14 protein-coding genes and 1 riboswitch are annotated in these 13,370 nt (G+C 42.3%); of the genes, 9 read left to right on the forward strand and 5 right to left on the reverse strand.

The features are described 5' to 3' along the window. The 3 genes from BA79_RS19970 to BA79_RS17400 form a co-directional block, all read left to right on the forward strand. A partial coding sequence (locus BA79_RS19970; protein WP_282706818.1) for a pre-toxin TG domain-containing protein occupies positions 1 to 815 on the forward strand: 815 nt, incomplete at its 5' end. 16 nt (positions 816 to 831) lie between these two features. Next, positions 832 to 1,287 carry a hypothetical protein gene (locus BA79_RS17395; protein WP_035704194.1) on the forward strand — a complete coding sequence of 152 codons (456 nt, stop codon included), beginning with the start codon at positions 832 to 834 and terminating at the stop codon, positions 1,285 to 1,287. An 81-nt stretch (positions 1,288 to 1,368) separates the two neighbouring features. Continuing rightward, positions 1,369 to 1,593, forward strand: coding sequence for a hypothetical protein (locus tag BA79_RS17400; protein WP_035704197.1), 225 nt, complete (start codon positions 1,369 to 1,371; stop codon positions 1,591 to 1,593). Between the two features lie 39 nt (positions 1,594 to 1,632). Here the strand turns inward: BA79_RS17400 and BA79_RS17405 are convergent, their stop codons facing one another. The 4 genes from BA79_RS17405 to BA79_RS17420 all read right to left on the reverse strand — a co-directional run bounded on the left by BA79_RS17405 (position 1,633) and on the right by BA79_RS17420 (position 4,601). Beyond that, a complete protein-coding gene (locus BA79_RS17405; RefSeq protein ID WP_008346966.1) occupies positions 1,633 to 1,896 on the reverse strand; it encodes a hypothetical protein in 264 nt (87 codons plus the stop codon). Positions 1,897 to 1,995: 99 nt separating this feature from the next. After that, entirely contained in the window at positions 1,996 to 2,565 is a 570-nt protein-coding gene (locus BA79_RS17410; RefSeq protein WP_008346964.1) for a GNAT family N-acetyltransferase, read from the reverse strand. A 67-nt stretch (positions 2,566 to 2,632) separates the two neighbouring features. Next, positions 2,633 to 3,910, reverse strand: coding sequence for an Nramp family divalent metal transporter (locus tag BA79_RS17415; protein ID WP_008346963.1), 1,278 nt, complete (start codon positions 3,908 to 3,910; stop codon positions 2,633 to 2,635). A 430-nt stretch (positions 3,911 to 4,340) separates the two neighbouring features. Next, on the reverse strand, positions 4,341 to 4,601 hold the full coding sequence (locus BA79_RS17420) for a GlsB/YeaQ/YmgE family stress response membrane protein (protein WP_003214275.1): 261 nt from the start codon (positions 4,599 to 4,601) through the stop codon (positions 4,341 to 4,343). Between the two features lie 156 nt (positions 4,602 to 4,757). On the opposite strand from BA79_RS17420, the gene BA79_RS17425 reads away from it, so the two are divergent. Then, positions 4,758 to 5,588 (forward strand): EcsC family protein, encoded by an 831-nt coding sequence (locus BA79_RS17425; protein WP_007496524.1) that lies wholly within the window; start codon positions 4,758 to 4,760, stop codon positions 5,586 to 5,588. A gap of 26 nt (positions 5,589 to 5,614) precedes the next feature. Here BA79_RS17425 and BA79_RS17430 read toward each other — a convergent pair whose 3' ends face one another. Further along, entirely contained in the window at positions 5,615 to 6,712 is a 1,098-nt protein-coding gene (locus tag BA79_RS17430) for a TRAP transporter substrate-binding protein (protein WP_035704200.1), read from the reverse strand. 67 nt (positions 6,713 to 6,779) lie between these two features. Here BA79_RS17430 and BA79_RS17435 point away from each other — a divergent pair, with 67 nt between their 5' ends. The 5 genes from BA79_RS17435 (at position 6,780) to BA79_RS17455 (ending at position 13,222) form a co-directional block, all read left to right on the forward strand. After that, a complete protein-coding gene (locus BA79_RS17435) occupies positions 6,780 to 8,399 on the forward strand; it encodes an ATP-binding protein (RefSeq protein ID WP_035704239.1) in 1,620 nt (539 codons plus the stop codon). After that, a complete protein-coding gene (locus BA79_RS17440) occupies positions 8,396 to 9,079 on the forward strand; it encodes a response regulator (RefSeq protein ID WP_035704203.1) in 684 nt (227 codons plus the stop codon). Before BA79_RS17435 ends, BA79_RS17440 begins: the two co-directional genes overlap by 4 nt. A gap of 124 nt (positions 9,080 to 9,203) precedes the next feature. Further along, a complete protein-coding gene (gene dctP / locus BA79_RS17445) occupies positions 9,204 to 10,472 on the forward strand; it encodes a C4-dicarboxylate transporter DctP (protein WP_007496516.1) in 1,269 nt (422 codons plus the stop codon). Positions 10,473 to 10,682: 210 nt separating this feature from the next. After that, complete coding sequence (locus BA79_RS17450) at positions 10,683 to 11,705, forward strand: AI-2E family transporter (protein WP_035704206.1); 1,023 nt, start codon at positions 10,683 to 10,685, stop codon at positions 11,703 to 11,705. Positions 11,706 to 11,768: 63 nt separating this feature from the next. Next, positions 11,769 to 11,903: riboswitch (cyclic di-AMP (ydaO/yuaA leader) on the forward strand. A 77-nt stretch (positions 11,904 to 11,980) separates the two neighbouring features. Continuing rightward, positions 11,981 to 13,222, forward strand: a complete 1,242-nt coding sequence (locus tag BA79_RS17455; protein ID WP_035704242.1) for a dicarboxylate/amino acid:cation symporter — start codon at positions 11,981 to 11,983, stop codon at positions 13,220 to 13,222. Positions 13,223 to 13,370 lie beyond the last annotated feature (148 nt).

Below are 13,370 nucleotides of genomic sequence, written 5' to 3' on the forward strand. Positions count from 1 at the left end.
AAGCCCGCAAGATCGCAAAGGAACAAGAAGCGCTCGCCAACCGTCCTTGGTATGAAAAAGCCCTTGATTATGGGGGAAACATTGTCAATGAGCTAACCGGTGTGAATGATGCAAAACGAGCAGCAACAGGCATTGATCCAATCACAGGCGAGGAACTCACGGCAGGCCAACGAGTCGCTGCAGGTGGCATGGCAGCAGCAGGCTATATCCCAATCGTCGGTTGGGCAGGACGCATTTTCAAAGGCGGAAAAGCCGTCTATAAAACGACTCAAGCCACGTCCGCCGCAGTCAGAGCAGTCGACATTTACAAGACATCTCAAAAATCCTTTGACGCCCTGAAAACATCACAAAAAGGCTTATACGGTCTTACTGCGACCAACGGCTTCAGCGAAGCGATTACGGGTCGAGACATGTTTGGAAATAAAGTCTCGAAAGAACAGCAGGAAGCGAGTATGAATGCGGCGCTGAGCATGCTTTTGCCGTTTGGGGCGAAGGGAGTTAAAAGTAATTTAGATTCCATTAAAAAGCCCAAATATATCCCGAAAGATATAAATGGTAAAAATGCGAGTCTGCCAAAATACGAGAATGGGAAGTTAATCAATGGAACGGTTCATAAACCAGATTCACAGTTTCCTCATACGCAAATTGGTTATAGGAAAGGGCGTAAAGAGGGGTACATTCAAACCCTCGAATGGGGGAAAGATGGTACGCCGATACAAAGAACAGATTGGACGGATCATGGTAGAGGTGATCACACAAATCCACACTCTCATCTTGCGGTCTTTAAGGATGGATCATGGAGTTTTAAAGAATAATTTGGAGGAGATTTGAATGGGTGTAAAGGAATCAGCGTTTCTATTAAAAATAAGAGGTATGGAATATTTTAACGATGAATTATCTTGCTTAGGTGATCAACTTGCTGAGATTCTTTTGTGTATTAAGGAATTTAAACAGGATTATCAATGGTATGTATTTGATGTCTTTGGTTCGACTCATTCTTCTCTTTTTGAGCTATTCCCAAGCCAAGATTTGAGTGTAATGTCAACAGACCAATTAATAGATAGTGTAAGACAAGTTGTTCAATTTGAATCAGGTGTCTTTATAGGATTTCAAAAAGGTTTACAGATTGAATGGGATTTGAATTCAATGCCTGAAACAGAAGAAGATGAGGGCATTCAACACTCTTTAGCAGATATTGAAATTAGAGCATTCGATTTTTCTTACTTTGAAGTTTATGGTAATGATGTGGAAATTGAGAAACACCTGGTTCATAACCTGAATAAGTGAGAGAATTTCAATACGTTGTGGAGTATAAATGTATCTTAAAAACGAGGCTAATAAACCACCACAAAAAAGGGGAATCAACCAATGCTATGGATTTTCACACAAAACGAACAAAGTTTCGTTAATGTTCACGAAGTCACAGTAACCGGTAAAAAGATTGAAGGGTCTATCGCAGGCGGCGATTCTTGGGTCAAGACGCTCGGCAAGTATGACTCAAATGATCGAGCGTCAGAGATCCTTCAAGACATTGTGAAAGTAATTGAAAAAAACCCAAATGGTACGATGACCTATCGAATGCCTCAGCAGTAAAAAAGAAACCACCTTTCCATTGCGAAAAGGTGGTTTTGTTTATGAAGGTGTTTTAGTAAAGGCTAAAAATAACGGGATGCCTGTGCCGACAAGTGTAGTGGCAAATAGGAACATACCGCAAATGAATAGAAAATGACTGGCTGAAAAGACGAGTGCCAGAATGAGAAACACGATGCTGAGTCCAGCCATGCTATACGATGGGACAAAGCGGCGTTTGTATGTGGCTTTCTTTGTTAGGAATGAGAAGAAAATGCCAAATAATAAAGGGACAATCCATAAGTAAAATAAAATAATAAGAGACATACATCATACCTCGATTTTTTCCTTCTATTTTATCAGATGCCAATCACAACGGATACTACAAAGCTTCACTTTGTAAAATAGTTCATCCAATCGACACAATTAAGTAGGCTGATTGATCGAATTCGTTTTTTGTTTCATATATTCAGGCTGTAAAAGTGCGTACACACAGTGATCGGCAAAGTGGTCGCCCAGCCATTCACATTGTCTTAATATGCCTTCAAGTGAAAAAGATAAACGCTCTGCGATGCGTCTGCTTTTTTGATTATCAACAGCGGCCCTTATTTCAATGCGGTGCAGACCGCACTCTTCAAATAAATAGTGAATGACCGCTTTGCATGCTTTTGTCATGATGCCTTTTCCTTGATAGCCTTCCCCGAGCCAATAGCCAATGGAAACCGTCCGATTAATCCAATGAATTTGGTGGGTGCCAATGATACCAACGAGTTCTCCATGTGACCAGATTCCAGCTTGAAAACCATTGTTTTGCAAAGCTTGCTGCATGGCACCTTGAATAAACGCCATGCTATCTTCTTCTGTCTGCGTCGAATCGACCCATAGCATCCATTCACGTAAGTGCTCTCTTGAGCGTTGGATGAGCAGATACAGACTTCTCGCGTCTCTTGGTTCAAGCAGCCGCATGGATAGATCTTGATCCTGATAAAAAAACATGTGATCACATCCTCTCAAGGGAAATTCTACCACAACCCGATATAAAAGACAGCCTGATCACTGTCTTTTACATAAACGTATCCACAATTAAAAACAGATTAAGTGCGACAACAAGAGCTGCTATCACCCAAGATATTCCGGTCACCCAGCGAGCATTCGTCAAATCGCCCATAATTCGTTTTTTACTTGTAAACAAAATGAGCGGAATTAAAGCAAACGCAATGCCAAAGGATAAGACCACTTGACTCATCACAAGCGCAGATGTCGGATTGACCCCAGATGCAATGATCGCAATAGGGGGAATGATGGTAATCAGCCGGCGGACATACAGCGGAATTCGGTACTGAATAAAACCTTGCATGATAATATCGCCTGACAGTGTACCAACAGAAGAACTGGAAAGTCCGGCTACAAGCAGACCTACACCAAATAAGATCGCTGATACAGGACCTGCGAGAGTGCCAAAATGCTGAAATGCTACATCTAAATCCTCAACAAAAAGACCATTTTTAAAAAATAAAGCAGCTGCTACAATCAACATGCTGGCATTGATAGCGCCAGCAACTACCATCGCAATGAGGATGTCTAAAAACTCAAAACGAAAAATCAGCTTTTTCTCTTTTTCCGTTCTGCCGACAACTCTTCTTTGCGTTAAGGCTGAATGGAGATAGATCGCATGCGGCATCACCGTAGCGCCTAAAATACCAGCGGCAAGCAGTACGCTGTCTGTCCCTTCAAACCTTGGAATGAACAGTCCACCGGCGACACTTGCAAGATCAGGTTTAGCCACAAAGGTTTGTACAGCGAAAGCAATCACGACAACAAACAGCATGCCGGTAATTCCTGCTTCTAACGCTCGATAACCTCGTCTTTGGAGCTCTAAAATGGCAAAAGAACCGATCGCTGCAATAATCGATGCTTCAAGCAGCGGGATACGAAAGAGTAAGTATAAACCAAGGGCAGCCCCGATAAATTCGGCTAAATCTGTGGCGATAATGACGAGTTCGCCCTGAATCCATAAACCGATCGAGACTGGTTTTGGAAACTCTTCTCGAGCAATTTCAGGTAAATTTTTCCCTGTTGCGATTCCTAGCTTTGCAGACAAAGACTGGATGAGTAGGGCCATGAGATTGGATATGAGAATGACCCATAACAGAAGGTAGCCATATTTCGAGCCAGCCGCAATGTTGGTCGCAAAGTTTCCTGGATCAATATAGGCAATGGCTGCGATAAAAGCAGGCCCGAGAAAAGGAAGGAGCCTTCTAAATCCCTTCACCTTTCCTTCAAGTGCACGCTCCGCTGCCACTGACATGTGGGCTTGTGCCTCGATGTATTTGTTTGTCATATGTCATCACCTAGATTCTACAAAGTTTTGCTTTGGCACAAAAAGTTTCCTCGATGCAATTTTTAATCATCATATGCCCATCTTCATGAAAAGTCAACTATCTGAACTAATAGGTTTGTTTATCATATGTAAGTGAAAAAAATAGATACCTTGTCAATCAAAACATAAAAAACACCGCCTCTTATCTTAGGCGGTGCCAGATTGTTGACAAAGGGCTAAAATGAACTTTATTTTAGCCCTTTGTCTTCTTTTCAGCGTGATAGAAAACCTTTGCAGTCTAGGAAGGACGAGCACTGGCGCGGAGCGAATTTGGCATTCGTGAGCACCAGCGCGCAGGACTGACAACGAATGCGAGGGTTTGTCTACACGCTGACACCGCCTCTGATCTTAGGCGGTGCATCCTCTGCTTCCTCTTCTTTTGTATCGTTTTTTAAGAAACCCTTGATCCAACGCTGCGGAAGATCAGGCTTAAAATAATGACAAAAATGGCTGCTCCTAAGATCGCTGGAATGATCGCAAATCCTGCCAGACTAGGACCCCACGTTCCAAGTAATCCATGACCAATCCAAGCACCTGCAAGCCCGGCAATCATTGAACCGATCCAGCCTCCTGGCACACTTCCTCCAGCGAGTGCACTCCCAATGAGACCAATGACAATCGCCACAACTAATGAAATCAGAAATCCTAACATGTTGATCACTCCTCTTTTGTTTGTTTACTAAGCAATAACCGTTTTAAAAGAGATTAAAACCTTTCGGAACCACTTCAATGTTCGATACGTATGATGGACAAGGATTGTGTATAATAACAGACATATACTTGAACGGCATCTAAGGAGGCAAATGGCATGGAGGAAAGAGAGTGGCTAAAAGCACAATTAAAAGAGATTGAAAAGTGGGAGAAAGACCAGCAAAAGGTATGGTTTTGGGAGAAACTCAGCCGGCTTCCATTTCAAATGCTGGACAAGCTGACCCCTGCCTTTATTCAAAAAAAAATCGGTGTGTTATTAGATGAGATGGGGCACTACATTCAATCAGGCGGTGTCTATTTGACGTCAGAGAAAGGCATTATTCATCAATTTCAAAAGAAATGTGCCGATGAATCGATTCAGCGTATTGAAGATATTGAGGCGGCTCCGATCGAGGTCATGGATGCCATTAGTGATCAGATGGGGAAAAACCGAACTAACCTCGCCACTGTGCAAGGTGCGACAACAGGTGTCGGAGGTATGTTTACATTAGCGGCAGATATTCCGGCTGTCCTCGGTCTCTCTTTAAAAACATTACAGGATATCGCCGTCACCTATGGCTATGATCCGAAAAATAAAGAAGAACGAGTCTTTATCATTAAATGTTTACAGCTGAATTCTGCTGACGTTGTTGGGAAAAAATCAATATTAAAAGAGCTGAAGAGCTATCATGCATCAGAAGGGAAGCATGAAAACATGATCTCTCAAATTCAAGGATGGCGTGAGGTCGTATATAACTACCGTGATTCGTTTGGCTGGAAGAAGCTGTTTCAACTTGTCCCAATTGCGGGGATTTTGTTTGGTGCAGCGTCCAACCGCTCACAGTTAAAAGGAATAGCTGAAACAGGCATCATGCAATATCGAAAGCGCAGAATATTATCAAGATTAGAGGAGCTTGCTCAGCAAGAACAGCGTGACTCCGGCGCATAAAAAAATCCCTTTCTCGAAGGGATTTTTTATTTGGTCTCAGCATCTTCTTCAAACGCTTGAATCGGAGAATATTCATAGCGTGCCCGGAGCTCGCGGATTTGTTTGATCAAGGTGGAACCGATGATCCTTTCTGCTTCATCATAGAGCGGATCAAGAGCCTTCATCCATTTTTGCCGCTCTGCTGGTGTTAATTCGTGTATGGCAATTGGAGATTCGCGTTTAATTTCCTCCAGCTGATCCTTGTTCATTTGTTCGGCATGTTTTTCGTTCCATGCCGTTGTTTCTTCCATCGCTTCGAGTAAAATTCGCTTCGTCTCAGGTGTTTGACGATCAAAAAAGGATTGATCTGTTAAGACGACATACCCTAAATACCCGTGATTACTGATCGTCATATAGTCTTGTATATGATAGAATTTTTTTGAATAAATATTTGAAATTGTATTTTCTTCACCGTCTACTTTTTTTGTTTCTAGCAGCTGAAACGTTGAATTAAACGATTCCTGATAGGGTTTTGCGCCAAGAAGCTTGAATTGTTTTTCAATCATGTCACTTTGCATAATACGGAGAGATTGCTTTTTTAAATCACTAGGCTGCTTGATTGGGCCTTTATTCGAAGTGATTTGCTTAAAGCCATTTGTCCAGTAGGCCATTCCCTTTAGTCCGTCTTTTTGCAGTGTGCCGAACAGTCTCTGTCCAATCGCACCATGTAACCCATCTTGGACAGCATCGTAGTTAGAAAAGGCAAAGGGCAGATCAAGTGCCAGCCATTCAGGGGACAGCATGCCGAGCTTTGACGTAGACGGAGCAATAAATTGAACTTGATTCTCTTTTAGTGCATTAATTTCTTCGATATCAGAATAAAGACTCCCGTTTGAAAAGATTTGAATGCTGATCCTGCCGTCGGATTTTTCATGAACAAGCTCAGCAAATTTCTTTGCAGCCAGCCCTTTTGGGGTATTATCTGCGACAACATGGCTGAATTTGAACACAAGCTGATCCTTCAGCCCAGTCTGTTCATCGTCGAAGGTCGTCGCTGATTTAGGCATCATATGATAAAAACCAAAGTATAAAGCGGTTACAAAACCGATGATGAGCAATAGCGTATAGGCGAGTAAATTCTTCATGCGTCAGATCCCCCTTATGTCAAGGATACTTGACAGAGGAAGAATTCGTAAAGATACAGGTGAAAAAATGATGAGAAATCGACTGAAATTACAACAATTATCTATTAGATGGAAGCTCACCATCCTCACATATTTCGTTGTCATTTTTGCCCTTTTAATCGGAGGAATTGTTCTGGTCGGGGGAATTCAGCAAACAGAGGAACGAGAACTTCGAAAAAGGCTCATGAACACGGCAAGAACAGTAGCTGAGATGAATGAGGTAAAGCAGGCATTGGATGATCAGACAAAGGAGCGTTCGCGTTTGCAGCATGCCATTGAAGAGATTCGGATTATCCAAGATGCTGACTACATTGTTGTCATGGATATGGATCACATGCGATTGACACATCCAGTGAAAACAAGGATTGGCCAGCGCTCTGAGGGGACAGATGAAGAACCTGCCTTTGCAGAGCATATCTATTTCTCAGAAGCACAGGGAGAGCTTGGCACAGCCATTAGAGCCTTTTATCCAGTAAAGGATGAAAAATTTAACCAAACAGGGGTTGTACTAGTCGGAAGAACATTGCCGAGTATGGCAGATATATTAGGAGAAATGAAGCAGGATATCCTCATGATCCTTCTGCTCACACTCAGCTTCGGGCTTGTCGGTTCATTTTTGCTCGCCCGTCATATCAAACAGCAAATGTTTAAGCTGGAGCCGCATGAGATTGTCAGAATGCTAGAGGAACGCACCGCTACCTTTCATTCCATTAATGAAGGGGTCATTGCCATTGATAACCAGCACATGATCACCATTTTTAATGAAAAAGCGAAGCAAATTTTCAGCGTGACAGGTGATGTAGTGGGCCGAAATATTTGGGATGTGCTGTCAGATACAAGGCTTCCAGAAATCATTGATCGCGCAGAACCCGTCTACAATGAAGAAATTCATATGAGCGGAAAGCGGATCATGAGCAGCCGAATTCCAATTGTGATGAAAAAGAAAATCATCGGAGCGGTTGCGATTTTTCAGGACCGGACAGAGGCGGCCAAATTGGCGGAGGAATTAACCGGGGTGAAGAACTTCGTTGATGGCCTGCGGGTGCAAAATCATGAACATATGAATAAGCTTCATACAATTGCGGGATTAATTCAGCTGGGGAAAGCCGATCAAGCGCTCGATTTAGCGTTTCAAACGACCGAAGAGCAGGAGCATGTGACGGACTTTCTCCACCGTGTGATACAGCATGATGCAGTTGCAGGTTTATTGATGAGCAAGATAAGAAGGGGCAAGGAGCTAGGCATAAAGGTTGAAGTAGATGAAAATAGCAATCTGCGCGATTTCCCAGAGCTGCTGGATCAGCATGATATGACGAAGCTGCTTGGCAACCTGATCGAGAACGCCTTTGCCGCGTATGATACTGTAGAAAGAGACACAAAACTCATTTCTATTAGTATTGATCAAACAGAGGATGTCCTCGCGATCTTAATTGAAGATTATGGATCTGGAATAGAAGAGGACATGATTCCTCATATTTTCGACAAAGGCTTTACTCACGGTAAAGAAGGCGGAACAGGCTACGGGCTGTATATTGTAAAAACGATTATCGACAAAGGAATGGGAAATGTAGAAGTCACATCAAGCATCGGCATTGGTACCACCTTCTCAATCGAATTCCCAATGACAATAGAGGAGAGAGACAGATGACTCAGATTAAGGTGCTATTAATTGAAGATGATCCGATGGTGCAAGAAGTCAATAAAGAGTTCATTAAGAGTGTCCCTGGCTTTCAAGTTGCGGCTGTAGCAGGAAATGGCGAGCAGGGCATCCAGCTGATCAAAGACATTCGCCCAGATCTTGTGGTGCTCGATGTGTATATGCCTAAAAAAGATGGCATCAAAACACTGCAAGACATCAGAAAGCAAAAGATACAGGTGGATGTGATTGTGATTTCGGCAGCAAAGGACAAAGAGACGATCGGCACCATGCTTCAAAATGGTGCCCGAGATTATATCATTAAGCCATTTAAGTTTGAACGGATGAAAGAATCTCTTGAAAGCTATAAAGCGTTTAAATCAAAAATTCGTACCGCAGCAGAATTTTCTCAAGAGATGCTCGATGATATCATACGAAAGCCTGCAGTTAAGCAGGAAGAGACATGGCTTCCTAAGGGGCTGAATGTGCATACGATGAATGAAATTAAAGCCTACATGCGTCTGCAAGAAGGAGCGCAGTCTGCAGAGGAAGTAGCCAATGCACTTGGGATTGCACGTGTCACAGCACGCCGTTATTTAGACTTCCTTGTAAAAGAAGGCGAGCTGAAATTAGATATGCAATATGGCGGGGTCGGACGCCCTGTGAATAAATATATCGTACATTCTGACTAAGAGACCAAAAAGACCAAAATGTACGATATGTCCATAAGCTTCACAGCCTTTGATGAAATCGCTATCATTTACCTACAGATAACAGTTAAGCGTTTACATCAAAGGGTGAGGGAGTTGATTTTTTATGAAGAGGCTATTGAAGAACCTGACATTTCAGGTCATTGCAGCTGTCATTATCGGGATCATTGTTGGGATGGTTTGGCCAAACGTCGGGAAAGAAATGAAGCCGCTTGGTGACACATTTATTAATGCAGTGAAAATGGTCATTGCACCCATTATTTTCTTAACCATTGTTCTTGGAATTGCCAAGATGGGGGACATGAAAAAGGTTGGAAAAGTTGGGGGAAAAGCTTTTATCTATTTTGAAGTTGTGACGACACTTGCGCTTGTCATCGGACTGTTTGTGGTCAATATCATGAAGCCGGGAGCAGGTCTTGACTATAGTAAGCTTGAAAAAGGGGATGTCTCGCAATATACCCAAAATGGGGGACAGGGTATCGACTGGATGGAGTTTGTCACACACATTGTGCCATCTAACATGGTAGATGCCTTTGCAAAGGGAGATATTTTACAGGTCTTATTCTTCTCTATTTTATTCGGTGTTGCGCTCGCTGCACTTGGCGAGAAGGGGAAAGGCATCATCGAATGGCTTGATAAACTGTCGCTTGTCTTCTTTAAAATCATTGGTTACATCATGCGTGCCGCGCCATTAGGGGCATTTGGAGCAATGGCTTATACAATCGGACACTTCGGTTTAGCTTCAATTAAACCACTGGCTAGTCTGATGCTTTCCGTTTATATGACGATGTTCCTGTTTATTTTCGTCGTGCTGAACATCATTTGTAAAATGTATGGCTTCAGCTTGTTCGGTTACCTCCGTTTTATCAAAGATGAAATTTTAATTGTTCTTGGCACAAGTTCTTCAGAATCTGTTCTGCCAAGAATGATGGATAAAATGGAACGCTACGGGTGCTCTAAGTCGGTTGTTGGACTTGTCATCCCGACAGGCTATTCCTTTAACTTAGATGGAACCTCAATCTACTTGTCCATGGCCGTGGTCTTCTTAGCGCAAGTGTTTGGGGTGGACCTATCCATCGGACAGCAAATCACGATTATCCTTGTTCTGATGCTCACATCAAAAGGAGCAGCTGGAGTCACAGGAAGCGGATTTATCGTGCTAGCTTCTACACTTGCTGCACTTCAGGTTATCCCGCTAGAAGGTCTTGCACTGCTATTAGGGGTCGACCGTTTCATGAGTGAAGGAAGAGCGATTACGAACCTGATTGGAAATGGAATTGCTACAATTGTTGTAGCGAAAAGTGAAGGGGAATTTGACGAAGCGAAGAGTAAAACAGCGCTACAGGAAATGCGAAATATCAAGCAGGCTGTTTAGTATAAAAACAACCAAAAACCGAAACCTTATGTTCTACATGGGGTTCGGTTTTTTCTTGTGTAAAAAAAGAAAAAACATAAAAGCTTGATTAATTTAGGACGAATCGTAAGACCTCATTGACCTTTTGTTATATAATTTACAGAAAGATCCGATATAATGAATATGAGATCCAACGAAAAATAGACTTTAGTCCTGGCAGGTGTGTAACGTATGACGGCATTTTTTAAATTGTTCGAAAAACCTGGTGTCAAGAGGTTTTCAGTATTTGTAGTATTAGCCACAGCATTATATCTATTAAGAGGAATGATGAATTTAATTCTCCTGACCTTCATTTTCACCTTTTTAATGAACCGGTTAGAAGAGGTCATAAGAGGCTTTTTAAATCGCTTCCTGAAAATAGGACAGAAATCAGTCATCACCATTTTGTACATCCTTCTAGCTGGTGGATTGACGTTTGGCGGCTTTGTGTTTGTGCCCATCATCGCGAAACAGGTGGAACAGTTATTTCATTTAGGGAAAAAGATTGCAGATCATCCACAAGATTTACCCTTCTTTGACGTCGTCACCAATGTGTTCGGAGATTTCAAAATATCTTCTTTCTTCGAGAAAGGGTTTAATTTCCTCTATACATACTTAACAGATTTCAGCACGTTCAGTATCCAGGTCATTATGTCCTTAATATTAAGCATGTTCTTCCTGTTCGAAAAGGAACGCCTCATTCAATTCATGAATAAGTTCAAAACGAGTAAAATCTCCGTGTTCTATCATGAAATTGCCTTCTTTGGACGTAAGTTTTCCAGAACATTTGGTAAGGTACTTGAAGCACAGTTCATCATTGCAACAGTTAACTGTGTCTTAACGACAATTGCGCTTGGCATTATGGGCTTCCCGCAATTATTTGGATTAGCGGTCATGGTCTTCTTGTTAGGTTTAATTCCGGTAGCGGGTGTGGTCATCTCTCTCGTTCCACTCAGCATCATTGCGTATACACTTGGAGGCGGAATGTACGTCCTATATATTGTGCTGGTGATCGTGATCATCCATGCCATTGAAGCCTACTTCTTAAATCCGAAGCTCATGTCAGCTAAAACAGAGCTCCCTATTTTCTTCACGTTTATTGTCCTGATCTTTTCTGAACACTATATTGGCATTTGGGGCCTGATTATCGGCATCCCAATCTTTGTGTTTATCTTAGATATCTTGGAGGTCACGAATAAGGAAGAAAGTAATTAAAAAGTTCATATGAACCTGTTTACAATTTTCTAAAAATAAGGTATAAATAGTATGAAAATATCATATTACCACACGCTTAATCCTTCTAAAGGAATGGGGGACCCAAGTTTTTGGGGTGAATTTTTCTTATTTTAAGAAAAAAGGACATCTCTTCGTCCTAACCCGTCAGCTAACCTCATCAGCGTGAAGAGAGTAGACAGTGGTACACGTATGGACACGCAGGCCCACGAGAAGACTCTCTCGTGGGCCTTTTTGATGAGGAAGGGGAGATTTTATTGAAGCTTGCGACGAAAATTATTATTGCTTTAATTGTAGGTGCAATCACAGGACTACTGCTCAACATTTTTGCTCCAAATGTATTCAAAGTGTTAGACCCTTATCTATTTACACCTCTAGGTCAAATCTTCTTAAACCTGATTAAAATGTTAGTTGTACCGATTGTCTTCTTTTCGATCACACTAGGTGTAGCAGGCCTTGGCGATCCGAAAAAACTTGGCAGAATCGGCGCAAAAAGCATCTCTTATTTTCTACTGACAACAACATTCGCTATTATCATTGCAATGGCTTTAGCCTTATTGATTAAACCAGGTTCTTTTGGTTCATTCGATACAAAAGGGGCAGAATACAAACCTCAAGAAGCGCCATCTACAGCTGAAACATTATTAAACATCATTCCATCAAATCCAGTTCAATCTTTAGTCGAAGGCAATATGCTACAAATCATTGTTTTCTGTGTTTTCTTAGGCCTAGGTATTGCAGTACTAGGTAAAAAAACAGAAGGATTACTCAAAATATTAGAACAAGGCAATGAACTCATGATGTACCTTGTGGGCGTGGTCATGAAATTTGCTCCATACGGAACATTTGGCTTAATTGTAACGGCTATTGGAAGCCAAGGTCTTGATGCCATTAAAGCCATGGGGCTGTACTTTACAGTCGTTCTAGTAGCGCTACTGGTTCATTTCTTTCTCACCTATGGTTCCACATTGGCGATATTTGCAAAACGGAATCCTTTTACATTCTTTAAAGACTTTTCACCTGCAATGGTCGTGGCATTTAGTACATCAAGCAGTAATGCTGTTCTTCCCGTATCAATGGAAACCGCTCAAAAGAAATTGAAAGTACCTGAGCCGATCTCTAGTTTCGTGCAGCCGTTAGGCGCGACGATCAATATGGATGGGACAGCGATTATGCAAGGGGTTGCAACTATTTTTATTGCACAAGTGTTTGGTGTGGAGTTAACGCTCATGCAAATGCTCACCGTTGTATTAACCGCTGTATTAGCCAGTATCGGGACTGCTGGCGTACCGGGAGTTGGCTTGATTATGCTGGCCATGGTACTGAATTCTGTCGGTCTTCCTGTTGAAGGCATTGCGCTGATCCTTGGGATAGACCGTTTATTAGACATGGCAAGAACGGTTGTCAATATTACAGGTGACGCAGCGTGTGCAGTGATTGTCGCAGAAACTGAGAAAAAACATGAGAAAGATGCATCATCACCTCATGTATCAATGTAATGTTTAAAAGGGCTGACTGGATCAGCCCTCAGCGTGTAGACAAACCCTCGCATTCTTTGTCAGTCCTGCGCGCTGGTACTCACGAATGTCAAATTCGCTCCGTGCCAGTGCTCGTCCTTCCTAGACTTCAAGGGCTTTCTATCACGCT

The sequence above is a fragment of the Bacillus altitudinis 41KF2b genome, from assembly GCF_000691145.1.
Taxonomy (GTDB): Bacteria; Bacillota; Bacilli; order Bacillales; family Bacillaceae; genus Bacillus; species Bacillus altitudinis.

Coding starts and splice junctions, on each gene's coding strand:
- BA79_RS17400 (WP_035704197.1), top strand. CDS start 1,369: ATGCTATGGATTTTCACACAAAACGAACAAAGTTTCGTTAATGTTCAC.
- BA79_RS17410 (WP_008346964.1), bottom strand. CDS start 2,565: ATGTTTTTTTATCAGGATCAAGATCTATCCATGCGGCTGCTTGAACCA.
- BA79_RS17395 (WP_035704194.1), top strand. CDS start 832: ATGGGTGTAAAGGAATCAGCGTTTCTATTAAAAATAAGAGGTATGGAA.
- BA79_RS17440 (WP_035704203.1), top strand. CDS start 8,396: ATGACTCAGATTAAGGTGCTATTAATTGAAGATGATCCGATGGTGCAA.
- BA79_RS17425 (WP_007496524.1), top strand. CDS start 4,758: ATGGAGGAAAGAGAGTGGCTAAAAGCACAATTAAAAGAGATTGAAAAG.
- BA79_RS17405 (WP_008346966.1), bottom strand. CDS start 1,896: ATGTCTCTTATTATTTTATTTTACTTATGGATTGTCCCTTTATTATTT.
- BA79_RS17435 (WP_035704239.1), top strand. CDS start 6,780: ATGATGAGAAATCGACTGAAATTACAACAATTATCTATTAGATGGAAG.
- dctP (WP_007496516.1), top strand. CDS start 9,204: ATGAAGAGGCTATTGAAGAACCTGACATTTCAGGTCATTGCAGCTGTC.
- BA79_RS17430 (WP_035704200.1), bottom strand. CDS start 6,712: ATGAAGAATTTACTCGCCTATACGCTATTGCTCATCATCGGTTTTGTA.
- BA79_RS17450 (WP_035704206.1), top strand. CDS start 10,683: ATGACGGCATTTTTTAAATTGTTCGAAAAACCTGGTGTCAAGAGGTTT.
- BA79_RS17420 (WP_003214275.1), bottom strand. CDS start 4,601: ATGTTAGGATTTCTGATTTCATTAGTTGTGGCGATTGTCATTGGTCTC.
- BA79_RS17415 (WP_008346963.1), bottom strand. CDS start 3,910: ATGACAAACAAATACATCGAGGCACAAGCCCACATGTCAGTGGCAGCG.